The 22,671-nt window shown below is 71.2% G+C and carries 19 protein-coding genes; 6 read left to right on the forward strand and 13 right to left on the reverse strand.

Annotated features, from left to right (window positions below):
* Position 1: 1 nt before the first annotated feature.
* The 4 genes from BR98_RS03040 to BR98_RS03055 all read right to left on the reverse strand — a co-directional run bounded on the left by BR98_RS03040 (position 2) and on the right by BR98_RS03055 (position 7,221).
* Entirely contained in the window at positions 2-673 is a 672-nt protein-coding gene (locus BR98_RS03040) for an L-ribulose-5-phosphate 4-epimerase (protein ID WP_035839774.1), read from the reverse strand.
* Complete coding sequence (locus tag BR98_RS03045) at positions 670-2,361, reverse strand: ribulokinase (protein ID WP_035842667.1); 1,692 nt, start codon at positions 2,359-2,361, stop codon at positions 670-672. The genes BR98_RS03040 and BR98_RS03045 overlap by 4 nt, the downstream gene beginning before the upstream one ends.
* Positions 2,362-2,994: 633 nt before the next feature.
* Positions 2,995-4,026 (reverse strand): LacI family DNA-binding transcriptional regulator, encoded by a 1,032-nt coding sequence (locus BR98_RS03050; RefSeq protein ID WP_035839775.1) that lies wholly within the window; start codon positions 4,024-4,026, stop codon positions 2,995-2,997.
* A gap of 210 nt (positions 4,027-4,236) precedes the next feature.
* Positions 4,237-7,221 carry a glycoside hydrolase family 48 protein gene (locus tag BR98_RS03055; RefSeq protein WP_035839777.1) on the reverse strand — a complete coding sequence of 995 codons (2,985 nt, stop codon included), beginning with the start codon at positions 7,219-7,221 and terminating at the stop codon, positions 4,237-4,239.
* A 426-nt stretch (positions 7,222-7,647) separates the two neighbouring features.
* On the opposite strand from BR98_RS03055, the gene BR98_RS03060 reads away from it, so the two are divergent.
* The gene (locus BR98_RS03060) at positions 7,648-8,652 is read left to right on the forward strand and encodes a LacI family DNA-binding transcriptional regulator (protein WP_035839779.1); all 1,005 of its coding nucleotides are present in this window, start codon (positions 7,648-7,650) and stop codon (positions 8,650-8,652) included.
* Positions 8,653-8,676: 24 nt separating this feature from the next.
* Here BR98_RS03060 and BR98_RS03065 read toward each other — a convergent pair whose 3' ends face one another.
* The 8 genes from BR98_RS03065 to BR98_RS03100 are packed head-to-tail and all read right to left on the reverse strand — an operon-like array spanning position 8,677 to position 15,761.
* A complete protein-coding gene (locus BR98_RS03065; protein ID WP_035839781.1) occupies positions 8,677-8,988 on the reverse strand; it encodes an L-rhamnose mutarotase in 312 nt (103 codons plus the stop codon).
* Positions 8,985-9,617, reverse strand: a complete 633-nt coding sequence (locus tag BR98_RS03070; protein ID WP_035839783.1) for a LutC/YkgG family protein — start codon at positions 9,615-9,617, stop codon at positions 8,985-8,987. The genes BR98_RS03065 and BR98_RS03070 overlap by 4 nt, the downstream gene beginning before the upstream one ends.
* Positions 9,614-11,065 carry a LutB/LldF family L-lactate oxidation iron-sulfur protein gene (locus BR98_RS03075; protein ID WP_035839785.1) on the reverse strand — a complete coding sequence of 484 codons (1,452 nt, stop codon included), beginning with the start codon at positions 11,063-11,065 and terminating at the stop codon, positions 9,614-9,616. Before BR98_RS03075 ends, BR98_RS03070 begins: the two co-directional genes overlap by 4 nt.
* Positions 11,062-11,802 carry a (Fe-S)-binding protein gene (locus tag BR98_RS03080; RefSeq protein WP_035839786.1) on the reverse strand — a complete coding sequence of 247 codons (741 nt, stop codon included), beginning with the start codon at positions 11,800-11,802 and terminating at the stop codon, positions 11,062-11,064. The genes BR98_RS03075 and BR98_RS03080 overlap by 4 nt, the downstream gene beginning before the upstream one ends.
* Positions 11,802-12,788 carry an aldo/keto reductase gene (locus tag BR98_RS03085; RefSeq protein WP_035839787.1) on the reverse strand — a complete coding sequence of 329 codons (987 nt, stop codon included), beginning with the start codon at positions 12,786-12,788 and terminating at the stop codon, positions 11,802-11,804. The genes BR98_RS03080 and BR98_RS03085 overlap by 1 nt, the downstream gene beginning before the upstream one ends.
* Entirely contained in the window at positions 12,785-13,549 is a 765-nt protein-coding gene (locus BR98_RS03090) for an SDR family NAD(P)-dependent oxidoreductase (protein ID WP_035839789.1), read from the reverse strand. Before BR98_RS03090 ends, BR98_RS03085 begins: the two co-directional genes overlap by 4 nt.
* Entirely contained in the window at positions 13,546-14,898 is a 1,353-nt protein-coding gene (locus tag BR98_RS03095) for an L-fuconate dehydratase (RefSeq protein WP_232247216.1), read from the reverse strand. The genes BR98_RS03090 and BR98_RS03095 overlap by 4 nt, the downstream gene beginning before the upstream one ends.
* Positions 14,899-14,909: 11 nt before the next feature.
* Positions 14,910-15,761, reverse strand: a complete 852-nt coding sequence (locus tag BR98_RS03100; protein ID WP_035839795.1) for a fumarylacetoacetate hydrolase family protein — start codon at positions 15,759-15,761, stop codon at positions 14,910-14,912.
* A 534-nt stretch (positions 15,762-16,295) separates the two neighbouring features.
* On the opposite strand from BR98_RS03100, the gene BR98_RS03105 reads away from it, so the two are divergent.
* The 5 genes from BR98_RS03105 to BR98_RS03125 all read left to right on the forward strand — a co-directional run bounded on the left by BR98_RS03105 (position 16,296) and on the right by BR98_RS03125 (position 21,944).
* On the forward strand, positions 16,296-17,348 hold the full coding sequence (locus tag BR98_RS03105; protein WP_035839798.1) for a sugar ABC transporter substrate-binding protein: 1,053 nt from the start codon (positions 16,296-16,298) through the stop codon (positions 17,346-17,348).
* Between the two features lie 114 nt (positions 17,349-17,462).
* On the forward strand, positions 17,463-19,007 hold the full coding sequence (locus BR98_RS03110) for a sugar ABC transporter ATP-binding protein (RefSeq protein WP_035839800.1): 1,545 nt from the start codon (positions 17,463-17,465) through the stop codon (positions 19,005-19,007).
* On the forward strand, positions 19,004-20,032 hold the full coding sequence (locus BR98_RS03115; protein ID WP_035839803.1) for an ABC transporter permease: 1,029 nt from the start codon (positions 19,004-19,006) through the stop codon (positions 20,030-20,032). The genes BR98_RS03110 and BR98_RS03115 overlap by 4 nt, the downstream gene beginning before the upstream one ends.
* 119 nt (positions 20,033-20,151) lie before the next feature.
* Entirely contained in the window at positions 20,152-20,898 is a 747-nt protein-coding gene (locus BR98_RS03120) for a FadR/GntR family transcriptional regulator (protein WP_035839806.1), read from the forward strand.
* Positions 20,895-21,944 (forward strand): sugar ABC transporter substrate-binding protein, encoded by a 1,050-nt coding sequence (locus BR98_RS03125; protein ID WP_035839808.1) that lies wholly within the window; start codon positions 20,895-20,897, stop codon positions 21,942-21,944. The genes BR98_RS03120 and BR98_RS03125 overlap by 4 nt, the downstream gene beginning before the upstream one ends.
* A 51-nt stretch (positions 21,945-21,995) precedes the next feature.
* Here the strand turns inward: BR98_RS03125 and BR98_RS03130 are convergent, their stop codons facing one another.
* Complete coding sequence (locus tag BR98_RS03130) at positions 21,996-22,667, reverse strand: FadR/GntR family transcriptional regulator (RefSeq protein WP_035839810.1); 672 nt, start codon at positions 22,665-22,667, stop codon at positions 21,996-21,998.
* Positions 22,668-22,671: the final 4 nt, after the last annotated feature.

A 22,671-nucleotide genomic window follows, 5' to 3' on the forward strand; every position in this document is an offset into this window, starting at 1 on the left:
TTTACTGGGCCGCGGGCTGCTGGCCGTAGACATTCTGGTAACGGTAGTTGAGGCTGTCGATGTCCGACTGGGCGATCGGCAGCGGCTCCCCGAGCTGGCGGGAGATGTGGACGGTGCGGGCGACGTCCTCGCACATCACGGCCGCCTTGACCGCGGCCTTGGCGTCCTTGCCGATGGTGAAGACGCCGTGGCTCTTCATCAGGACGGCGGGCGAGCGGTGGCCCTTGAGGGTGTCGACGATGCCGCGGCCGATCGAGTCGTCGCCGATCAGGGCGAACGGTCCGATCGGGATCTCGGCGCCGAACTCGTCGGCCATCGCGGTCAGGACGCACGGCACGGCCTCGCCGCGGGCCGCCCAGGCGCAGGAGTAGGTGGAGTGGGTGTGCACCACTCCCCCGACCTCGGGCATGTGCCGGTAGACGTAGGCGTGCGCGGCGGTGTCGGAAGAGGGCGAGTAGTCGCCCTCGACGACGTTGCCGTCCAGATCGCAGAGGATCATGTTCTCCGGCGCCAGCTCGTCGTAGGAGACTCCGCTGGGCTTGATGACCATCAGGTCCTCGCCGGGGACCCGGGCAGAGACATTGCCGGCCGTCCAGACCACCAGGTTGTAGCGGACCAGTTCCTGGTGGAGGTCGCTGACCTGGCGGCGGATGAGGTCGATGGTGGCGTTCACAGGGCCTCGCTCGGGTTGGTCAGGGCGGTGTTGCGGATGTGGCGCAGGCGGTGCAGCAGCTTGTCCGGGCCGGTGCCGAAGTGGTCGTGCAGCGCGCGGTACTCGGCGAACAGCTCGTCGTAGGCGTCGGCGTCGGCCGGGTTCGGCTGGTACGCCCCCTCGCTCTTGCGGCCCATCGCGGCGGCGGCGGAGCGGACGTCGGGGTGGGCCCCGGCGGCGACGGCGGCGTGGATGGCGGAGCCGAGGGCCGGGCCCTGCTCGGACTCGGCGAGCGAGACCGGGCGGCGCAGCACGTCGGCGTAGATCTGCATCAGCAGGGCGTTCTTCTTCAGGCCACCCGTGACGATGAACTCGTGGACCGGCACGCCTCCCTGCTCCAGGGCCTCGACGATGACCCGGGTGCCGAAGGCGGTGGCCTCCAGCAGGGCCCGGTAGACCTCCTCGGGGCGGGTGGCGAGGGTGAGGCCGACGATCACGCCGGAGAGGTGGTGGTCGACCAGGGTGGAGCGGTTGCCGTTCATCCAGTCCAGCGCCACCAGGCCGTGCCCGCCGACGGGCTGGGCGGCGGCCTTGCGGGTGAGCAGCTGGTGCGGGTCCTCGCCGGCGGCCTCGGCCTCGGCCAGGTAGTCGGCGGGCAGGCCCTGGCGCAGCCACCAGGCGAAGATGTCGCCGACGGCGCTCTGCCCGGCCTCGTAGCCGTAGGAGCCGGCCACGATGCCGCCCTCGACGACGCCGCAGATGCCGGGGACGTCGGCGAGGTCGGCGCCGTTCACGACGTGGCAGGTGGAGGTGCCCATGATGGCGAGCAGCTGGCCGTTCTCGACGGCCCGCGCGGCGGGCGCGGCGACGTGCGCGTCGACGTTGCCGGCGGCGACCGCGATGCCCTCCGGCAGGCCGGTCCACTCGGCCGCCTCGGCGGTGAGCGAGCCGACCCGGGAACCGAGCGCGGCGAGCGGGTGCTCCAGCCGGGTGCGGGCGAAGTCGGCGAACTCGGGGTGCAGCGCGGCCAGGTACTCCTCGCTGGGGTAGCTGCCGTCCTGGTGGATGCCCTTGTAGCCGGCGGTGCAGGTGTTGCGGCTCTCGGCGCCGGTGAGCTGCCAGACGATCCAGTCGGCGGCCTCGATCCAGCGCTCGCAGGCGGCGTAGACCTCCGGGTCCTCCTCCAGGACCTGAAGCGCCTTGGCGTACTGCCACTCGGCGGAGATCTTGCCGCCGTAGCGGGAGATCCACTTCTCGCCGCGGGCGTGGGCCAGGGCGTTGATCCGGTCCGCCTGGCCCTGGGCGGCGTGGTGCTTCCAGAGCTTGGGCCAGGCGTGCGGGTGCGCGGCCCAGGCGGCGGTCTCGGCGAGCGGGGTGCCGTCGGCCAGTGCGGGGAGCACGGTGCAGGCGGTGAAGTCGGTGGCGATGCCGATGACGTCGGCGGGGTCGATCCCGGCGGCGGCGATCGCGGCGGGGACGGCGATGCGCAGGACCTCGCGCCAGTCCTCGGGGTGCTGCAGGGCCCAGTCGGGCGGGAGCGGCCGGCCGGTGCCGGGCAGCTCGTGCTCGATGACGGCGTGCGGGTACGGGTGGACGGCGGTCCCGAGCTCCTCACCGTCGCGCACGCGGACCACCACGGCTCGACCGGAGAGCGTGCCGTAGTCGACGCCGACGACAAAGCTTTCCGAGTCCCGACTGGCAGGGGTCACGGTCACGTTCTCATCCTTCGTGGGGGAGATCGGCGGTTTGACCGGTCGCCGACGCGTACGAGTCTTCGCAGCGCGTCGGCGACCGGCTTTTCCCGTTCCGCGACCTCACCCTCAAGAGGGCGGAACATTGGGCCGCCGGCTGGGCAGGACCGAAGCGGGGGGAGTCCTGCCCTGCCGGCGGAGCGAGGATCGCCCGGAGGCGAGGTCTGTTAACGCTCACCAGGATTGTTAACGCTCACATGGTTCGTGTCAAGGCGCGCGACACGGGAAGACGCGGTCGCGGGACATCAGCACGACACACGGGCGAAACCGGACGACCGGCGACCGCTAAGCGTTCGAAGGGCACAACAGACTTGAGCGCAAAGGCACTCGAGGAACTCACGAACCGTCAATTCAGACTTTGGTCGCCGCCGCAAGACCTGGTGACGCCCGACTCTGTGAGCGTTAACAACACTCGGTCGCCGACCTCACCCCCGAGGAGGTCACCGAGGAGCGGCTGATCCGCGAGATGGTCGGCGCCTGGCCCGTCGGGAGGAGCGCCTGTCCGGTCCAGCGGTCGGGCCGCCGTACGACGCCAGGAAGGCGCCGCACGGCGGCCCGACCGACGACCGGAGCCTTCGGGGGCGGCGCGGATCAGCGGCGGGGGGCCGGGCCCGCGCTGCGGCGCAGCACCATCTCGGACGAGATCTGCACGTGCGTACGGGCGTGCGGCACGCCCTCCAGCTCCTCGACGAGGAGTTCCAGGGCTCGTCGGCCCAGCTCGCCGAAGTCCTGACGCACCGTGGTGAGCGGCGGGGTGAAGTAGGCGGCCTCGGGGATGTCGTCGAAGCCGACCACGCTGATGTCCCCCGGGATCGACCGACCGGCCTCGTGCAGGGCGCGCAGCAGGCCGAGGGCCATGTGGTCGTTGGCGCAGAAGACGGCGGTGACCTCGCTCAGCTCGGCGATCCGCAGGCCCGCCTCGTAGCCCGAGCGCGCGCTCCAGTCGCCGCTCTCGACAGGCGGCACCGGGGCGCCGGCGGCCTCCAGGGTGCGGCGCCAGCCGTCCTCGCGGTCCTGGCTCTCCATCCAGCCCGCCGGACCCGCCAGATGGTGCACAGTGCGGTGGCCGAGGTCGAGAAGATTCCGGGTGACGGCCTCGGCGCCGGAGCGGTTGTCCACCGAGACCATGGGCAGCGGCGCCTGCGTACCCGAGCCCACCGCGACGACCGGGACGGAGCTGGACAGCCGCGCCACCGCGCTCACCGCGGAGGTCTGCGGCGCTATCACCAGCACCCCTTCCACCCCCTGGTCGCGCAGCCGGTCGACGGCCTCCTGGACCGAGCGGCTGTCCAGGGAGCGCAGGCTGGCCACGCTGACGAAGTACCCCGCGCTGCGCGCGGCCCGCTCGATGCCGTCCAGCATCGAGGCGGGCCCGTACAGGGTGCTGTCGAAGCTGACCACGCCGAGCGTCTGCGAGCGCCGGGTGACCAGGGCCCGCGCGGCCGAGTTGGGCCGGTAGTCGAGCTCCCGGATGGCGGCGAGCACCCGCTCCCGGGTGTCCGGGCGGACGTGCGGCGCGCCGTTGAGCACCCGGGACACCGTCTGGTGGGACACACCGGCCAGCTTCGCCACATCCGCCATCACCGGCTGGCGCTGCTCCGCCCCGACGGTCTCTGTTCCCACTCGCAGCTCCCTCATCGATGCTGGGCATCCGACAGCCCTACTGGTACCAGTCTTTCAGACTACCGGTCCCGGGAATGTTAGCGCTAACAACTCCATTTTCGGATGGCCGACGGGCGGCCACCTCCCTTCTCGGACCACGGAGTGCTCCGAGAAGCGCAGCCGCCGACCCCGACCCCGCACAGGCGGGGCCGGGGCCGGCTGCGGCAGTGCTCAGCTTCCCGGGTTCACCGTCGGGAACAGCTGGGCGAAGGTGTCGAAGGCGGTGGCGATGTCCGCCTCGGCCCAGAACCGGTGGTAGTCGAAGGTCGGCGCGGCGCCGCCGTTGAGGTAGGCCTGGACCTTGGACCACTGCGGGTCGCTGGTGTACCAGGGGCGGATGGCCAGGAAGGTGTCGCTGGCCGAGCTGATCTTGGTGCCGTCGGGGTAGGTGCCGGTCCAGCCCGGGGGGATGTACGGACCCTGGTGGGTCGTGGACGAGTACGCCTGGGTGAAGCGGCTGTAGTCGGTGCGGGTCTCCGGCGCCGAGTAGCCGAGGCTGTCGGAGAACTTGGCGTGGATGGTGTCCAGGATGTTCTGGGCGAACTTCTGGGCCGCGCTGCTGCCGGACTTGGCCGCGTAGTAGGCCAGGGTCTTGGCCAGCGAGCCGGCTACGCCGAGGTCGGTGCTGGTACCGGTCGCGGTGACGTGCAGGCCCGCATTGGCGCCCGGGGTGGTGGCGTTCCAGGTGTCGGGGGCGCCGGTCCAGGTGAGGGTGTCGGGGGTGGTCAGGGTGCCGGTGGCCGGGTCGGCCTTGGCGACGGACATCGCCCACGGGATCCACTTGTCGAGGATCGCCTTCGCCCGCGCGTCACCGGTGGCGTTGTAGTACTCGGCGAAGCGCTCCATCGACCAGGTCTGGAAGCCGAACCACTGGTTGGAGGCGGGGTCGTGGTACTCGGGCCGCCAGTCGTAGTAGAGACCGTAGAAGGTCGGGTCGCCGGCCGGCGGGGCCGCGTCGTCGCCGTAGTTGCCGCCCCAGCTGTTGGTGGCGCCGCCGGCGATACCGCCGTCGGTGGACTGCAGCCACTGGAAGAACTGCAGCTGCTTGTCGAGGCTGCCGGCCCAGTCGGTGGCGGCCGTCGGCGAGACCGGCTTCAGGCCGGGGTCGGTGGCGAGCACCCAGGCGGCCATCGGGTTCTGGTAGCCCTGGTGCGCGGTGGAGCCGGAGATCCGCCAGGACCAGCTGCCGTCGGTGGCGCCTCCCCAGGCGAAGTACCAGGTGAGCAGGCCGAGTTGCTCGTTGGCCTTGGAGGTTCCGGCCGGGCAGGCCATCGAGCCCGAGCAGTTGCCCGCCTGCTTGAAGTACTTGTCGTAGAGCGAGTAGCGCAGGTAGTCACCGAGCTTGGAGGCCTTGGCCAGGGTCGCGGTGATGGCCGAGCTCTTGCCCTGCGACTTGGCGAACTGCTCGGCCCAGTAGGCGACCTGGACCAGGCGGGCGTCGGCGTCCGGCGCGTCGGTGAACTTGTACTGCTTGGAGAAGTTCCCTCCGCCGTCGTTGAACAGGCTGAGGAAGCCGGAGCTGGAGTTGCCGTACTTGAAGACGTCGCAGTCGGGCTGCGGCACGGTCTCCCAGACCGACTCCTCCGGGCCGCGCTGGAAGGTGTTCATCAGGCTGGGCTTGGTGGTGCCGTCCCCGCACTGGCCGAAGCCGTACTTGTTGTCGGTGTCCAGCAGCCAGGCCGGGGCGTACATGTCCGAGGTGCCGTAGCTGCTGCTCAGCTCGGCGGAGAGCGGGTCGGTGCCGACCGGCACGCTGCTGTTGAGCTTGATCGGGTACTGGTCGGGCTGGGCCTTCTCCGGGCCGTAGGTGGCGGGCTTGGACGGGTTGTAGGTGCTCTGTCCGGGCTGCTGGGCGTGGCTCGGGATCATGTAGGTCTCGAGGTTGGTCCAGGCGTTGTTGAAGCCCGTCCAGTCACCGGTGACGCGGCCGTAGTCGGCCTCCAGCCAGAGCCAGTAGCCGTAGGTCTCGGAGGTGGTCTCGTGACCGTAGTCCGGGGCCTCGACGATCAGGGTCTCCACCGCGTGGTAGGGGATGCCCTGGGGGCTGAAGTAGCCGTTCGCCGGGTTCTTGATCTTGCTGTACAGATCGAGGAAGTACTGGTCGTAGCCCGAGGTCCGGGCCGCCTCGGTGACGGTGACCGCGCCCGCGGTGAAGCCGGTCCCGGAGGCCGTGAAGACGGCGGTGCCGCCGACCTGGCTGGAGTCGGTGCCGGCCGCGATGGTGACGGTCTGCGGGGTGTTCCAGTTGGCGGGGGTGAAGGTGAGCGTGCCGCCGGACTTGACGCTCAGGTCCGCGTCGGCGCCCGAACGGGCCACCGTGACGGTGGTGTTGGCGGTGGGCGCCTGGGACAGCGCGACCGTGAAGGTGCCGGTGCTCCCCTGCTGGACAGCCAGCGAGCTCGGGCTGACCACCAAGGTCGGACCGCTCACCTTGATCGCCACCGGGCTGGAGGTCGTGGTCGAGCCCGAGTTGTCGGTGGCGACGGCGGTGATCGAGTAGTCGCCGGCGGCGACATTGGCCCAGTTGACCGTGTACGGCGCGGCGGTGGCGGTGCCGATCAGGGTGTTGCTGCCGGCCGAGGTGCTGGCGTAGAAGTCGACCTTCGAGACGGTGCCGTCGGCGTCGGCGGCGTTGGCCGCGAGCGTGACGGTGGAGCCCGGGGTGAAGGTCTGGCCGGCCGCCGGGGAGGTGAGCGAGACGGTCGGCGGCTGGTCGGCGCCGTTGCAGGTGGTGCCGTTGACGGTGAAAGCGGTGGGGGCGGTGTTGGTGCCGCTGTAGCTGAAGTTGGCGCTGGTGGTGTAGCTGGCACCGGGGTTGATGGTGGTGGCGTAGTTGGGGTTGGTGGCGGTGACGGTTTTGCCGGTCTGGGTCCAGTTGCCGTTCCAGCCGTTCTGGAGGGTCTGGTTGCCGGTGTAGCCGTAGCTGAGGCTCCAGCCGTTGATGGCGGCGGTTCCGGTGTCGGCGATGGTGACGTTGGCGGTGAAGCCGCTGCCCCAGTCGTTCGTGGCGTACGTGACACCGCAGGAGATGCCGCCGGCGGCCTCGGCGGTGGGCACCGCGAGCGTGCCGCCCGCGGCACCGATCAGGGCGAGCACGGTCACCGTCGTGGTGGCGGTGAGTCGTCTGCTGCTGGAACGCAGGACTGTGCGTCGCATGCGCGACCTCCAGGTGGGTGGGGGCCGCCGCACGGGTCAGGGCGTGCGGCGGCCGGAGGTGTTGCGTGCGATCGTCGGCGTCACGCGGCCCGGTTGGGAAGCACGCGCAGTCCGGCGGCCGGGCGCCAGCACTGCTCGGGGGGCCGGGACACGGCGGCGACCAGCGCGGAGCCCTTCCAGGGCACCGCTGCCGGCGGCGGATCGGGGTGTGTAAATTACAACGCCCGCATGGGAGCGCTCCCGCAGCGAAGGCGGGCGGGGCCGACCGGCGGCAGTGGGAGTCCGGATTCCGCAAGCCTGTCGAATGTCTTGACGAGGATCGCTCAACGTCCGAAGCTGGCGCGCGTGGTGGCCTGACGCGGGTGACGGCCGGCGCGCAGTTTTCCGTGCCTTCTCCCTGCCCAGGTTCGATCCAGGACGGCCCGCATGCAGTCGACCAGTACCTCCGAATCCGCTCCGACCCTTGCCTCGGTCGCGCACCGCGCCGGTGTCTCCACGGCCACCGCCTCCCGGGTGCTGAACCGCTCGGCCCGGGTCTCCACCGAGGCGGCGGCCCGGGTGGAGAGCGCGGCACGCGACCTCGGGTACGTGCGCTGCCGGGCGCCGAGCGCCCGAGGGACCGGGGTGGTCGCCGTGGTGGTCTTCACCGACCTGCTGCAGTACCACGTGGATGCCTTCCATGCCCGGCTGATGGCCGGCCTGCGGCGCTCCTCGCCCGGCGCCGAACGGGAGTTGGCGGTGTTCACGGTACCCCGCCGGTCGCGTCGGCCTCCGCTGGTGCGCTTCCTGTGCGGCGGCCACGTCGACGGCGTGCTCCTGGTCGGCCCGTGGGGGGACAGCGCGCTCACTCGGCTGCTCTCCGTGGCCAGGGTGCCGGTGGCCTCGCTCGGCCGCCCGCCGGAGCCGGGCACCGTCGCGTTCGTGGACGCCGACAACCTCACCGGGGCGAGGGAAGCGGTGCGCCGGCTGTGCGCCTCGGGGCGCCGCTCGGTCGCGACCATCGCCGGTCCGCCGGACACCGCCGCCGGCGCGGACCGGCTGACCGGCTACCAGGAGGCGGTGCGCGCGGCCGGCCCAGCCGTGCGGCAGGCCGTGGCGTACGGTGACTTCAGCAGTGCCTCCGGCGAGCATGCGATGCACCGGCTACTGGAGCAACGTCCGGCCCTGGACGCGGTGTTCGTCGCCTCGGACCAGATGGCCGTAGGCGCGCTCAGAACGCTGCGGCGCCGGGGGCTGCGGGTCCCGGAGGACGTGGCGGTGATCGGCTTCGACGACGCACCCGTGGCGGCCAGGTCGCGGCCCGGGCTGACCACGGTGCGCCAGCCGGTCGAGGAGCTCGGCGCACGGGCGATGGAGCTGTTACTGCGCGGCGCCGGGCGCGGGGAGTCGGTCGTGCTCCCGACGAGTCTGGTCGTCCGGGGCTCCGGCTGAACGCTTCGCGCCGTCACTCCCCCGTCACAGCTGCCACACCGCGGGCAGGCCGGCCTGCGCGCCGTCGGCGGAGTAGTCGTGCACCACGTCGAGCAGCTCGCCCATCCGGGCCTGCCAGGCGATGTTGACCGGAAGGTGCTCCAACTCGGCGAGCAGGCGCCCGTAGTCCTCGCACTCCAGCAGGTGGAACAGCTCGGTGCCGCTGCGCCAGATGGTCCATTCGTGCACGCCCGCCGCCCGGATGGCGGCGGTCAGCTCGGCGGGGACCTCGCGGTGCGCGGCCTCGTACTCGTCGATGCGGTCCGGGCGGACGCTGGTGTGCAGGGCGATCCTCATTGCTGCTCCGGTTCGATGATGATGACGTGCAGGACGCGCGGCCCGTGTACACCCTCGACCCGGTCGAGTTCGATGTCGCTGGTGGCGGACGGGCCGGAGACGAAGGTGAGCGGGCGGGTGGGGTCGAGGCGGGCCAGCGCGTCGGGGACGTCGTCGGCGATCTGCTCGGCGCGGATGATGCACAGGTGGTAGTCGGGGACCAGGCTGAGCGCCCGTCGGCCCTGGCCGGGACCGGCGTCCAGCACGATGGTGCCGGTGACCGCGATGCCGACGGCGGCCAGGGTCACGGCGCCGTCCAGCCGGTCCAGTTCCGGGACGGTGAGCGGCTCGCGGTGCCACTGCCACTCGGAGCCGGGCGGCAGCAGCTCGGTCGGGAATCCGTCCGGCAGCGCCAACCGCCGCACTGACCGCTCGGCGAGGGCCGCCGCGATGGCGGCGGGCAGGCCGGCCGGATCGGTCCGGGTCACGGTGGCGCGGTAGTCGGCGACCCGCTCGGCGAACAGCTCCACCGCGTGCCGGCCGGGGACCAGGTGGCTGCGGCGATAGGCGCGCGGGATCGGCGCCGGCTCGGCCGGGGTGTCGGCGATGGCGGCCCGGACCCGGCCCAGGATGGCCTCACGGCTGCTCAACTGCTGCCTCCTTCGCGGTTCTTGCGCCACCAGGTGCGGAAGGACTCGGCGGGTGGGGCGGGGGTGTCGCGCGTGTCGGTCCAGCCGTGCAGCGGTCCGGGCAGCCGGCCGATCTTTCCGTCGCGGGCCAGCGCCCTGCCGCCGAGCGCGGCGGCCTTCTGGGCGGCGCCGAGCAGCCGTGGCGAGTCGAGCACCTTGCCGGCCGCCTTCATCGCCAGCCCCTCCACCGTGTGGCCGTCCTTCGCCTCGACGACCTTGGCCCGCAGGTGGGCCAGCACCTCCGGGATGTTGATCTTCACCGGGCAGGCGTCGTAGCAGGCCCCGCACAGGGTGGAGGCGAACGGCAGCGAGGCCGCCTGCTCCACCCCGACCAACTGCGGGGTGAGCACAGCACCGATCGGCCCGGGGTAGACCGAGCCGTACGCGTGCCCGCCGGTGCGCTCGAAGACCGGGCAGACGTTCAGGCAGGCCGAGCAGCGGATGCAGCCGAGCGTCTGGCGGCCGACCGGGTCGGCGAGGGTGTCGGTGCGCCCGTTGTCGAGCAGCACCAGGTGGAAGGCTGACGGTCCGTCGCCTTCGGTCACCCCGGTCCAGGCCGAGGTGTAGGGGTTCATCCGCTCCCCCGTGGAGGAGCGCGGCAGCAGTTGGAGGAAGACCTCCAGGTCGGACCAGGTGGGCAGGACCTTCTCGATGCCCATCACGGTGATCAGCGTCTCGGGCAGGGTCAGGCACATCCGGCCGTTGCCCTCGGACTCCACCACGAGCACGGTGCCGGTGTCGGCGCAGGCGAAGTTGGCGCCGGAGACGGCCACCTTGGCGGTGAGGAACTTCTGCCGCAGGTGCCGGCGGGCCGCCTCGGCGAGCTCGCGCGGTTCGTCGGTGAGGTCCTCGGGAGCCGGCTGTCCCCAGTGGCCCATCTCGGCGCGGAACAGATCGCGGATCTCGGTGCGGTTCTTGTGGATCGCCGGAACCAGGATGTGCGAGGGGCGGTCGTCGCCGAGCTGGACGATGAGCTCGGCCAGGTCGGTCTCGTAGGCGGTGATGCCGTGCTCGGCCAGGTGCTCGTTGAGCCCGATCTCCTGGGTCGCCATCGACTTGACCTTGACGACCTCCGACTCGCCGGTGGCCTGCACGAGTTCGGTGACGATCCGGTTCGCCTCTGCGGCGTCGGCGGCCCAGTGCACGGTGCCGCCGGCGGCGGTTACCGCCTCCTCCAGCTGGACCAGGTAGCGGTCGAGATGGCGGGCCGTGTGCTGCTTGATCGCGGCAGCCGACTCGCGCAGCTGCTCCCAGTCGTCCAACTCGGCGGCGACGGTGAGGCGCTTGTCGCGGATCGTCGAGGTGGCGCGCTTGAGGTTGGCGCGCAACTGGGTGTCGGCGAGGGCGGTGCGGGCGGCTTCGGGAAAGGCGGGCGTGTCGAGCCAGACCACACCACGGTCGTTGGTCACTGGGCCCCTCCTTCGGTCGCGGCGAGGATCTCGGCCAGGTGCATGGTCCGCACCGCGCTGCCCTGCCGGGACAGTCCCCCGCCGATGTGCATCAGGCAGGAGTTGTCGGCGGCGCACAGCACCTCGGCGCCGGTGGCCAGCACCCCGGCCGTCTTGTCGGCGAGCATCGCACTCGACGTGTCGGCGTTCTTGACCGCGAAGGTGCCGCCGAAGCCGCAGCAGGAGTCGGCCGCGGGCACCTCCACCAGTTCGAGGTCCTTGACCGCGCGCAGCAGCTGGTAGGGGCGCTCGCCGAGGCGAAGGCCGCGCAGCGAGTGGCAGGTGGGGTGGTAGGCCACCGTGTGCGGGAACCGGGCGCCGACGTCGGTCACCCCCAGCACGTCGGTCAGGAACTCGGTGAACTCGTGCACTCTGGGCACGAGTTCACCGACCTGGCGCTGAAGTGCGGCGGGTGCGTACTCGGCGGCGAGCACCGGGTGGTTCTCCTTGACCATGCCGGCGCAGGAGGCGGACGGGGTGACGATCGCGTCGTAGTCGGCGAAGGTCCGCGCGAACCGGGCCACCAACGGGACGGCGTCGGGGCGGTAGCCGGTGTTGAAGTGCATCTGCCCGCAGCAGGTCTGCTCCTGCGGGAAGTCCACCGTGTGGCCGAGGCGTTCCAGTACCTCGACCACCGCGCGGCCGGTGCCGGGAAACATCGTGTCGTTGAAGCAGGTGATGAACAGCGCGATCCGCATCAGTGCACCCCGTCCGGAGTCGGAACCTCGGGCGGCAGCAGCCCGCGGTCCTTCAGTTCGGCCCACAGCGCGGCCGGTACCGGCAGGCGGAGCATCGCGGCGGCGTCCTCGACCTCGGCGGCGCTGCGGGCGCCGACCAGCACGCTCGCCACGGCCGGGTGGCCGAACGGGAAGCTCAGGGCGGCGGCGCGCAGCGGGACCCCGTGCTGTCCGCAGACGGCGTTGAACTGCAGGGCGCGGTAGACCAGCTCCGGCGGTGCGGCGGCGTAGTCGAAGGTGGCGCCGGGCTTCGGGTCGGCGAGCAGGCCGGAGTTGAAGACGCCGCCGATGACCACGCTGACGCCCCGTTCGGCGGCGAGCGGGAGCAGTTCGGTGAGGCCGCGCTGATCGAGCAGGCTGTAGCGGCCGGCCAGCAGGACCACGTCCAGGTCGGTCTCGCGGACGAAGCGCGCGGGCAGCTCGGCCTGGTTCATGCCGACCCCGATCGCGCCGAGGATCCCCTCGTCCCGCATCCGGGCCAACTCCGGGTAGGCCTCACCGAGCGCTTGCTCGGCGTGGTCGTCCGGGTCGTGCAGGAAGGCGATGTCGATCCGGTCCAGGTCGAGCCGGTTCAGGCTCTCCTCGATCGAGCGGCGCACGCCGTCGGCGCTGAAGTCCCAGCGCCGACGGTGGGTGGCGGGAACCGCGAAGCCGTTCGCCAGGTCGTCCCCGCTGCCGGTCGGGTCCGGTTCCAGGATGCGCCCGACCTTGGTGGAGATGACGTACTCGTCCCGGGGGAACGAGTGCAGGGCGTCGCCCAGGCGGCGTTCGGACAGGCCGAGCCCGTAGTGCGGGGCGGTGTCGAAGTAGCGGACGCCGGACGCCCAGGCGGTGGCCACGGCTTCCTCGGCCTGCGCGTCGGTGACCGGGGTGAAGAGGTTGCCGATGGCGGCCGCGCCAAGAGCCAGTCGGCTCACGTCGACCGCGCTGCGGCCGAGCCTGGTCACGGCTTGGACTCCGGTCGCAGCCGCAGTCCCGCCATCCCGCCGTCCACCGCCAGCGCCGTCCCCGTGGTGCTGCCCGCGGCCGGCGAGGCGAGGTAGGCGATGGCGGCCGCCACCTCCTCGGCCGTCACCAACCGTCCCGTGGGCTGGCGGCCGTTCAGCGCGGCGCGCTCGGCCCCCGGATCGGCGGCCGCGCCCAGCAGCCGGCCGACCCACGGGGTGTCCACCGTCCCGGGGTTCACACAGTTCACCCGGATGCCCTCCCGCACGTGATCGGCTGCCATCGCCAGCGTGAGCGAGAGTACCGCCCCCTTGCTCGCCGAGTAGAGGGCGCGCTGGGGCAGGCCCGCGGTGGACGCGATCGAGCAGGTGTTGACGACCGCCGCCTGCCCGGACTGCCGCAGGTACGGCAGGGCGGCGCGGGTGGTGCGCACGATCCCGAGCACGTTGACGTCCAGGACCTTGTGCCACTGCTCGTCGGGGTTGTCCTCGATGGTGCCCAGGGCGCCGATGCCGGCGTTGTTGACCAGGATGTCGATTCCGCCGAGCGCCTCGGCCGCCCCCTCGACGGCTGCGCGCACGGACCGGTCGTCGGACACGTCAGCGACGTACCCGCGCAGTGGGGCGGGCGCGCCGCTCGGGTCCAGGTCGAGCACGGCGACCTGCGCGCCGCGCGCGCCGAGCAGCTGGGCGGTGGCGAGCCCGATGCCCGAGGCGCCGCCGGTGACGAGCGCCTTGAGCCCGTCGAGGTCGCCGCTGGTCATGCGGTCAGCTCCGTTTCGGCGACGTCGGCCCCGGCCAGGTCGGCGGCCCAGAACGCGCCGGTGGGGTAGGTGAAGGTGTCGATGGCGTCCTGGTGCATCTGCGCGGAGAAGCCCGGCAGGGTGGGCGCCCGGTAGTGGCCGGCCTCGATCACCACGGGGTCCAGGAAGTGCTGGTGCAGGTGGTCGACGAACTCGATCACCCGGTCCTCGGTGGTGCCGGAGAGCGCGACGTAGTCGAACATCGACAGGTGCTGGACCAGCTCGCACAGGCCCACGCCGCCCGCGTGCGGGCAGACCGGCATGCCGAACTTGGCGGCCAGCAGCAGGATCGCCAGGTTCTCGTTGACACCGCCCACCCGGGCGGAGTCCAGCTGCAGCACGTCGATCGCCTCGGCCTGGAGCAGCTGCTTGAAGACGACCCGGTTCTGCACGTGCTCACCGGTGGCCACCTTGATCGGGTGGACGCCACGGCGGACGCTGGCATGGCCCAGGATGTCGTCGGGGCTGGTGGGCTCCTCGATCCAGTACGGGTCGAACTCAGCGAGCGCGTTGGTCCACTCGATGGCCTCGCCGACGTTCCAGCGCTGGTTGGAGTCGATCGCCATCCGGATGTTCGGACCGACCGCCTCACGGGCGGCGCGGCAGCGACGGATGTCGTCCTCCAGGTCGGCGCCGACCTTCAGCTTGATCTGGGTGAACCCGTCCGCCACCGCCTCCTTGGCCAGGCGGGTCAGCTTCTCGTCGGAGTAGCCCAGCCAGCCGGGCGAGGTGGTGTAGGCGGGGTAGCCACGGGTCAGCAGCTGGTCGGCGCGATCTGCGGCGCCCTCCTTGCCGCGGCGCAGCAGCTCCAGCGCCTCCTCGGGGGTGAGCGCGTCGGCGATGTAACGGAAGTCCACCTGGGAGACCAGCCACTCGGGCTCGGCGTCGGCCAGGAGCTGCCAGAGCGGCTTGCCCTCGCGCTTGGCGGCCAGGTCCCAGACGGCGTTGACCACGGCGCCGATCGCCATGTGCATCACGCCCTTCTCCGGGCCGAGCCAGCGCAGCTGGCTGTCCCCGATCAGGTCGCGGTACAGCGTCCCCGGGTCGGCGCACAGCTCGGCGACCGACCGGCCCACCACGTGGCCGCGCAGCGACTCGATCGCGGCGACCTGCACGTCGTTGCCGCGGCCGATGGTGAAGGTGAAGCCGTGACCCTCGTGGCCGCCGTCGGAGGTGCGCAGCACCAGGTAGGCGGCGGAGTAGTCCGGGTCGGGGTTCATCGCGTCGGACCCGTCCAGCTCCCGCGAGGTGGGGAAGCGGATGTCGTAGGTGTCGACGGCGGTGATCCGCACGGTGGAATCAGCAGACAACGGGGTGCCTTTCACGCGTTGACGAAGGTCTGGCGCTGGGTGCCGAGGCCGTCGATGGACAGCTCGACGGTGTCGCCCGCGCGCAGGTACGGGGTGCCGGGCAGGCCGAGGGCCACGCCGGCCGGGGTGCCGGTGTTGATCACGTCGCCGGGGTTGAGCACCATGTGCTGGCTCAGGTACCAGACCACGTGGGCCACGTCGAAGATCATGTGCTTGGTGTGGCCGGCCTGCTTGACCTCACCGTTGACCGAAAGGCCCAGTGCGAGCCCCTGCGGGTCCGCGACCTCGTCGGCCGGGACCAGCCACGGACCGAGCGGGTTGAAGGTCTCACAGGACTTGCCGATGTCCCACTGGGTGGAGTACTCGAGCTGGTACTCGCGCTCGGAGACGTCGTTGCTGATCGCGTAGCCCGCGATCACCCCGGCGGCGTCCTGCGGCGACTCCAGGTAGCGGGCCTGACGGCCGATCACCACCGCGAGCTCGACCTCCCAGTCGGTCTTGACCGAGCCGCGCGGGATCAGCACCTGGTCGTACGGCCCGACCACGGTCGCCGGGTCCTTCATGAACACCACCGGGCGCTCCGGGATCGCCGCCCCGGTCTCCTCGGCGTGGTCGCGGTAGTTGAGGCCGACGCAGACCACCTTGCCCGGCCGGGCCACCGGCGCGCCCACTCGCAGGCCGGCCGGGTCCAACTCCGGCAGCGTGCCCGCCGCGAGCGCCTCACGGACCCGCTCGATGCCGCCGGAGGCGAGGAACGCCCCGTCGATCTGACTGGTCAGACCCGACAGCGCGTACGTGCGCCCGTCATCGGTGAGGACCGCCGGCGTCTCCGCTCCGGGATCGCCGAGCTGAATCAACTTCATGTGCGAGTCTCCTTGTCGCTACGAAGGCCACCGGCCTCCATCGCCGGGAACCTCTCCCGGTACCTGTCCGCGCGCGGCGCGGCGCTCCGGACACACCGGCACAGGCCTGGGAGATACATCCGATCTATCGGCACGCCCCGACCATACGAGCAGTACCCCTGCCACCGCAAGAAGTCATCCGATGTCTCTTTCGAGGATTCCCACCAGCCCTGCAGCCCCGCGCCACCAGCTGTTGGCAGCAGGTTCCGAACCACACCTCGGAAACGTGAACGTCACGGTTGGAATTCATCAGAGGTCTCCTCTTGTCAGCCATGTTGCGGGCTCGTAAGGTCCTGCCTACCGCAATCCATCCGATGACTGCGGGAAGTGCTCTGTCGCTCGTCGTCGAGCACCGCGGCGTCACCGTTGCCCGCCCTGAAGGTGTGGGCAGGGCCGGCAACGGTGATCCCGGTTCCCGCACTCACCGGCCCCCACGGCCGCATCAGACCACTCCCTGTCTCACCGGCCCCAGGCCCTCCAAGGAGACCTAGCCCCATGAAGCGTCGCTCCTCCAGAATCGCGGCCTCCGCCGCCGCCCTCGTCGTGCTGGCGGGCTTCGCCACGGCCTGCAACCGCGGCAGCGACTCGACCACTGCTGCCTCCGGTGGTGGAAAGCCCAAGCTCGGCATCGACCTGCCCCGCGCCGACTCGGACTTCTGGAACTCCTACGCGCAGTACATCAAGTCGGACGTCTCGTCCCAGGGCCTGAACACGCTGCCGACCAGCAACTCGCAGAACGACGTGACCAAGCTGGTCGCCAACGTCCAGGTCTTCGAGAACACCGGCGCCAAGGCCGTGGTGATGGCCCCTCAGGACACCGGCGCGATCGCCTCCACCCTGGACGCGCTGGCCGGTAAGAAGATCCCGGTGGTCAGCGTCGACACCCGCCCGGACCAGGGCCAGGTGTACATGGTGGTGCGCGCGGACAACAAGGCGTACGGCACCAAGGCCTGCGAGTTCCTGGGCAAGCAGCTCGGGGGCAAGGGGAAGGTGGCGGAGTTCCAGGGTTCGCTGGACTCCATCAACGGGCGCGACCGCTCGGAGGCCTTCGCCTCCTGCATGAAGAGCGAGTTCCCCGGCATCCAGGTGTTCGAGCTGCCCACCGAGTGGAAGGGCGACGTGGCCTCCGCCAAGCTGCAGTCCACCCTCGCGGCCAACCCCGACCTGGGTGGCATCTACATGCAGGCCGGCGGCGCCTTCCTGCAGCCCACCCTGGCCCTGCTGCAGCAGAAGGGCCTGCTCAAGCCCGTCGGCCAGCCCGGCCACATCGCCATCGTCTCCAACGACGGCATCCCCGCCGAGTTCGACGCGATCCGCAAGGGCGACATCGACGCCACCGTCTCGCAGCCCGCCGACCTGTACGCCAAGTACGCGCTCTTCTACGCGGAGGCCGCCGCCGAGGGCAAGACCTTCCAGCCCGGCGCCACCGACCACCAGTCCACCATCATCTCGCTGCCCAACGGACTGGAGGACCAGCTGCCCGCCCCCCTGGTGACCAAGGACAACGTGGACGACAAGACCCTCTGGGGCAACAACGTCGGCCACTGACGCCCACTGATCTCCCGCGAGCGGCGCGCCCTGTAACCAGTGCCCTGAACCGGGCGCGCCGCTCGCGGGTACCTCCGCGGCCCCCCTTATCTTGAGGAAAGGACCCCACCCGCCATGGCGGACCCCAGCCCCAGCCGGGCCCCCGTCGTCGAGGCCGACGGGATCAGCAAGCGCTTCGGCGCCACCGTCGCCCTCGCCGACGCCCGCATCACCGTCTCGCCCGGCGAATCGCACGCCCTGGTGGGGCGCAACGGCGCGGGAAAGTCCACCCTCGTCTCGATCCTGACGGGCCTCCAGCAGGCCGACACCGGCACGCTGCGTTTCAACGGCGAACCGGCCCCCGCGCCCGGCGACACCGACGCCTGGCGCTCCCGAGTGGCCTGCGTCTACCAGCGCTCCACGATCATTCCCGCGCTCACCGTCGCGGAGAACCTCTTCATCGACCGGCAGAGTGACCGGGCGCTTCGCCCGATCAGCTGGAAGCAGCTGCGGCTACGTGCCGCCGCCCTGCTCGGCGAGTACGGCGTGGATGTCGACCCCAACGCCCGCGCCGAGCAACTCACGGTCGAGCAGCGCCAGTTCGTGGAAATCGCCCGCGCCCTGTCGTTCGGCGCCCGGTTCATCATCCTGGACGAGCCCACCGCCAAGCTGGACGCCCGCGGCATCGAGCGACTCTTCGCCAAGCTGCGCGAACTCCAGGCGCAGGGCGTGGCCTTCCTGTTCATCTCGCACCACCTCCAGGAGGTCTACGAGCTCTGCGGCACGGTCACCGTCTACCGCGACGCCCGGCACATCATCACCGCGCCCGTGGCGCAGCTCGGCCAGCAGGCGCTGGTGGAGGCGATGACGGGTGAGCGTGCCGGGGGCACCGAGCCCACCTGGTCGGTCGGCGACCGGAGCGGACCGGCGGGCGCGCCCCTGCTGGAGGTGGCCGGACTCGGCCTGCCCGGCGCCTACCAGGAGTGCTCCTTGACGGCGCGGGCCGGCGAGGTGGTCGGCCTGGCCGGCTCCGCGGCCAGCGGCAACGTCCAACTCGGCGAGACCTTGGCCGGGTTGCACCGTCCGCAGATCGGCACCGTCACCGTCGCGGGCCGCGCCGTACGCACCGGCAAGGTCCCGGCCGCGCTCGCCGCAGGCATCGGCTTCGTCCCCGAGGACCGGCACATCCAGGGCCTGGTCCCGCAGCGCAGCGTGGCCGAGAACGCCACCCTGACCGTGACCGACCAGCTCGGCCCGTTCGGCACCGTGCTGCCCTCGCGCACCCGATCGTTCGCCGAGCGGATGATCGCCGATCTGGACATCAAGACTCCGGGCCCGGCCGCCCCGGTCTCCGCGCTCTCCGGCGGCAACCAGCAGAAGGTGGTGATCGCCCGCGCCCTCGCCACCGAGCCGCACGTGCTGGTCGCCATCCGGCCCACCAACGGCGTGGACGTCAAGTCCAAGGAAGCCCTGCTCGGCACCATCCGCCAGGTCGCCGACAGCGGCAAGACCGCCCTGATCGTCTCCGACGAACTCGACGACCTGCGGGCCTGCGACCGCGTGCTGGCGATGTTCCACGGCCGGATCGTCGCCGAGTTCCCGTCCGGCTGGCGCGACGAGCAGCTGGTCGCCGCCGTGGAAGGCATGGCCGAACCCACCAAGACCGAAGGACCGTCATGACACCCACTGACCTCGGCCAGCGCCCGGCCACGCTCGCCCCGGCCGCCGACGGCCGCCGCTTCGACCTGGCCCGCTACCGCGATCTCTCACTGGTCCCGGTCCTGCTGGTCCTCGGTATCATCGGCTTCGCCGTCTCACCGGCCTTCCTCACCACCGACAACCTGCTCGGCGTCGGCCAGCAGGCCACCGAGCTGAGCCTGCTGGTGCTGGCCGAGGCACTGATCCTGATCGCCGGGCGGATGGACCTCTCGCTGGAGTCCACCATCGGCGTCGCCCCGGTGCTCGCGATGTGGCTGGTGCTGCCCGACCACGGCGGACGGTTCAACGGCATCGGGCTCTTCCCCAGTTGGACCGCCATCCCGCTCTGCCTCGCCGTCGGCGCGCTGATCGGCGCGGTCAACGGATTCCTGATCCTCAAGCTCCGCCTGAACGGCTTCATCGTCACCCTCGGCGCCCTGACCCTGCTGCGCGGCCTCCAGGTCGCCATCTCCCAGGGGCAGTCGATCGTCACCGTGCCCACCTCCTTCCGCTACCTCGGCAGCGCCGCCTGGCTCGGCGCGCCGGCCGCGATCTGGATCTGCGCGCTGCTCTTCGTCGCCGGCGGCTGCGCACTGGCCTGGCTGCGCCACGGCCGGGCGCTGTACGCGATCGGCGGCAACGCCGAGGCCGCCCGCGCGGCGGGGATCCGGGTGGACCGGATCGTCTGGATCGTGCTGATCCTCGGCGGAGTGCTCGCCGCCTTCGCCGGCGTGCTCTACACCGGCCACTACGGATCCGTCTCGGCCGACCAGGGCAGTGGCTGGATCTTCCAGGTCTTCGCCGCCACCGTCATCGGCGGGGTCAGCCTCAACGGCGGTCGCGGCACCCTCTTCGGCGCCCTCACCGGTGTGCTGACCCTGCAGCTGGTGGTCAACGTGATGACGCTGGCGGGCGTCCCGCCGCTGTGGAACCAGTTCCTCAACGGCGCGATCATCATCCTCGCCCTGATCATCTCCCGCTTCGCCTCCGGCGAGAAGCAGGAGTAGCCGCGGGCCTCGGCCCGCACTCCAAGCCGCCGGAGCGGCGCGAAGCAGCGGGTCGGGCTGCTCGGCCGCTCCGGCATCAGCCGTTCATCAGCGACCAGGACCAGGGAGGGAGCAGCGACATGGCGGTCACCGACCAGGCCATCGAGAAGATCAAGGAGATGATCGTCCGCGGTGCGCTGCAGCCGGGCTCCCGGCTGCCCGCCGAGGCCGAACTCGCCGACCAGTTGGGCCTGTCCCGCAGCTCGCTGCGCGAGGCCGTGCGCGCACTGACCGCGATGCGCATCCTGGTCACCAAGCAGGGCGACGGCACCTACGTCTCCGGTCTCGAACCCCACCTGCTCCTGGAGGCCATGACCTTCGCGGCCGACGTCTCCCACGGCCACTCGGCTCGCCAGCTCCTCCAGGTACGACGCATGCTGGAGCCGCAGGCGGTCGCCCTGGCGGCCGGCCGGCTCACCGACGACCAGCTCGCAGGCCTGCGTTCCGTCCTCGACCGGTGCACGGGCGCCATCAGCATCGAGCAGTTCATCGAGCTCGACATCGAGTTCCACCGCATCATCGCCGACTCCGTCGGCAACCCGGTCCTCTCCACCCTGCTCGGGATCCTCTCCACCCACACCCAGCGCCTGCGCATCGTCCGCGGCACGATCCCCCAGCCTTCGGCCGAAGGCGCCCCGATGGCGACCACCCGCGAGCAGGCGCACCGCGAACACGAGGCCATCTGGCGCGCCCTGCTCGCGCGCGATGCCCAACTGGCCGCCTGCGCCGCGGCAGTGCACGTGGCCGCGGTGGAGGACTGGCTCGCCGACGGCACCCCGATCGGCTCCGCCGCTCCCGACACCACCCCAGGACGGTCCACCCCTTGAAGAGACCCATCGCACCCGCCGCCGCGGTCAGCGGAACCATCCTGCTGCTGTCCGGCACCCTCACCAGCTGCAGTGCCACGAGCACCCCCACCTCCGAGTCCAACGCCCCCACGGCCGCCATCGGGATCGACATCCCGCGCGCCGACTCGGACTTCTGGAAGGCCTACGACCGCTACATCAGAGCAGACATCACCACACAGCACCTGAACGTGCTGCCGCTCACCCAGTCCGACGCTGACACCGCGAAGTTCACCGCCAACGTCAAGGCGCTCGCGAAGCAGCGCCCCAAGTCGATCGTGATGGCCCCGCAGGACACCAGGGCCGCCAACGAGCTGCTGGACGACCTCCTCGCCAAGCACATCAGCACGGTCAGCGTGGACACCGTGCCGGAGCTCGGCAGCACCTACATGGTGGTCCGCACCGACAACCGGTCCTACGGCACCAAGGCCTGCGAGTTCCTCGGCAAGCAGCTGCACGGCAAGGGCAAGGTCGCCGAACTCCAGGGCGCACTGGAGTCCATCAACGGCTACGAGCGCTCCCAGGGCTTCGCCCACTGCATGCACACCGAGTTCCCCGGCATCCAGATCATCGAACTGGCCACCGAATGGAAGGGCGACGTGGCCTACACGAAGCTCGGTTCCACGCTGGCCGCCAACCCCGACGTGGGCGGCATCTACATGCAGGCCGGCGGCGTCTTCCTGCAGCCCACGCTCAAACTGCTGCAGGAGAAGGGTCTGCTGAAGCCGGCCGGACAGAGCGGCCACATCAGCATCGTCTCCAACGACGGGATCTCGCAGGAGTACGACGCGATCCGCAAGGGCGAGATCGACGCCACCGTGAGCCAGCCCGCCGACCTCTACGCCAAGTACGCCCTCTACTACGCCCAGGCCGCCGTCGAGGGCAAGACCTTCCAGGCCGGCCCCACCGACCACAACTCCACCATCGTCCTGCTGCCCAACGGACTAGAGGACCAGCTCCCCGCTCCCCTGGTCACCAAGGACAACGTGGACGACCCCACCCTCTGGGCCAACCAGACTGCCAACTGACGCTCAGTCGCGCCTAGAGGCCCGCGGCGACGGAGCACTCCGGCCCGGGCCTCACAGCGCCTTCCGCAGCCACTCCACCACCCCGCTGACGTGCGCCGTGGCCCGGGCTCTGGCGGTCTCCACCTCGTGCGCGGCCAGCGCCTCGAGCAGCCCGCGGTGCTCGGCCATGGTGCGTTCGATCGCCGCGTCCTGCGTCACGCCACGCCAGACCCGGGCTCGGGCCGTCCGGTTCGCCAGCGAGTCCAGCAGCGAGGCCAGCACGGTGTTGCCACCGGCCCGCGCGATCAGCCGGTGGAACTCCAGGTCGTTCGCCACCAGCTCCTCGACGGTCGGGTCCGGCCCGAGACCGTCGAGCAGTCGGGCCATCTCGGCCAGCTGCTCCTCGCTCACCCACTGGGCGGCCAGGCCCGTCGCGGCGGACTCCAGAACGGCGCGCACCTGGAAGAGCTCCACCACCGAATCGTCCTGGTGCAGCTCCAGGATGAAGGTGAGCGCCTCCAGCAGCAGCGGCGGCTCCAGGCTGCTCACGTAGGTGCCGTCGCCCTGCCGCACGTCCAGCACGTTCAGCAGCGACAGCGCCTTCACCGCCTCCCGCAGCGAGTTGCGCGAGAGCCCCAGCTGCGCCGCCAGATCGGGCTCCTTGGGCAGCCGGTCGCCGGGCTTGAGACGGCCGGAGAGGATCATCGCTTTGATCTTCTCGATGGCCTCGTCGGTCACGGCCACGTCA

It is taken from the genome of Kitasatospora azatica KCTC 9699 (assembly GCF_000744785.1).
GTDB lineage: Bacteria > Actinomycetota > Actinomycetes > Streptomycetales > Streptomycetaceae > Kitasatospora > Kitasatospora azatica.

Coding starts and splice junctions, on each gene's coding strand:
- BR98_RS03055 (WP_035839777.1), bottom strand. CDS start 7,221: ATGCGACGCACAGTCCTGCGTTCCAGCAGCAGACGACTCACCGCCACC.
- BR98_RS03060 (WP_035839779.1), top strand. CDS start 7,648: ATGCAGTCGACCAGTACCTCCGAATCCGCTCCGACCCTTGCCTCGGTC.
- BR98_RS03065 (WP_035839781.1), bottom strand. CDS start 8,988: ATGAGGATCGCCCTGCACACCAGCGTCCGCCCGGACCGCATCGACGAG.
- BR98_RS03080 (WP_035839786.1), bottom strand. CDS start 11,802: ATGCGGATCGCGCTGTTCATCACCTGCTTCAACGACACGATGTTTCCC.
- BR98_RS03090 (WP_035839789.1), bottom strand. CDS start 13,549: ATGACCAGCGGCGACCTCGACGGGCTCAAGGCGCTCGTCACCGGCGGC.
- BR98_RS03100 (WP_035839795.1), bottom strand. CDS start 15,761: ATGAAGTTGATTCAGCTCGGCGATCCCGGAGCGGAGACGCCGGCGGTC.
- BR98_RS03105 (WP_035839798.1), top strand. CDS start 16,296: ATGAAGCGTCGCTCCTCCAGAATCGCGGCCTCCGCCGCCGCCCTCGTC.
- BR98_RS03110 (WP_035839800.1), top strand. CDS start 17,463: ATGGCGGACCCCAGCCCCAGCCGGGCCCCCGTCGTCGAGGCCGACGGG.
- BR98_RS03115 (WP_035839803.1), top strand. CDS start 19,004: ATGACACCCACTGACCTCGGCCAGCGCCCGGCCACGCTCGCCCCGGCC.
- BR98_RS03120 (WP_035839806.1), top strand. CDS start 20,152: ATGGCGGTCACCGACCAGGCCATCGAGAAGATCAAGGAGATGATCGTC.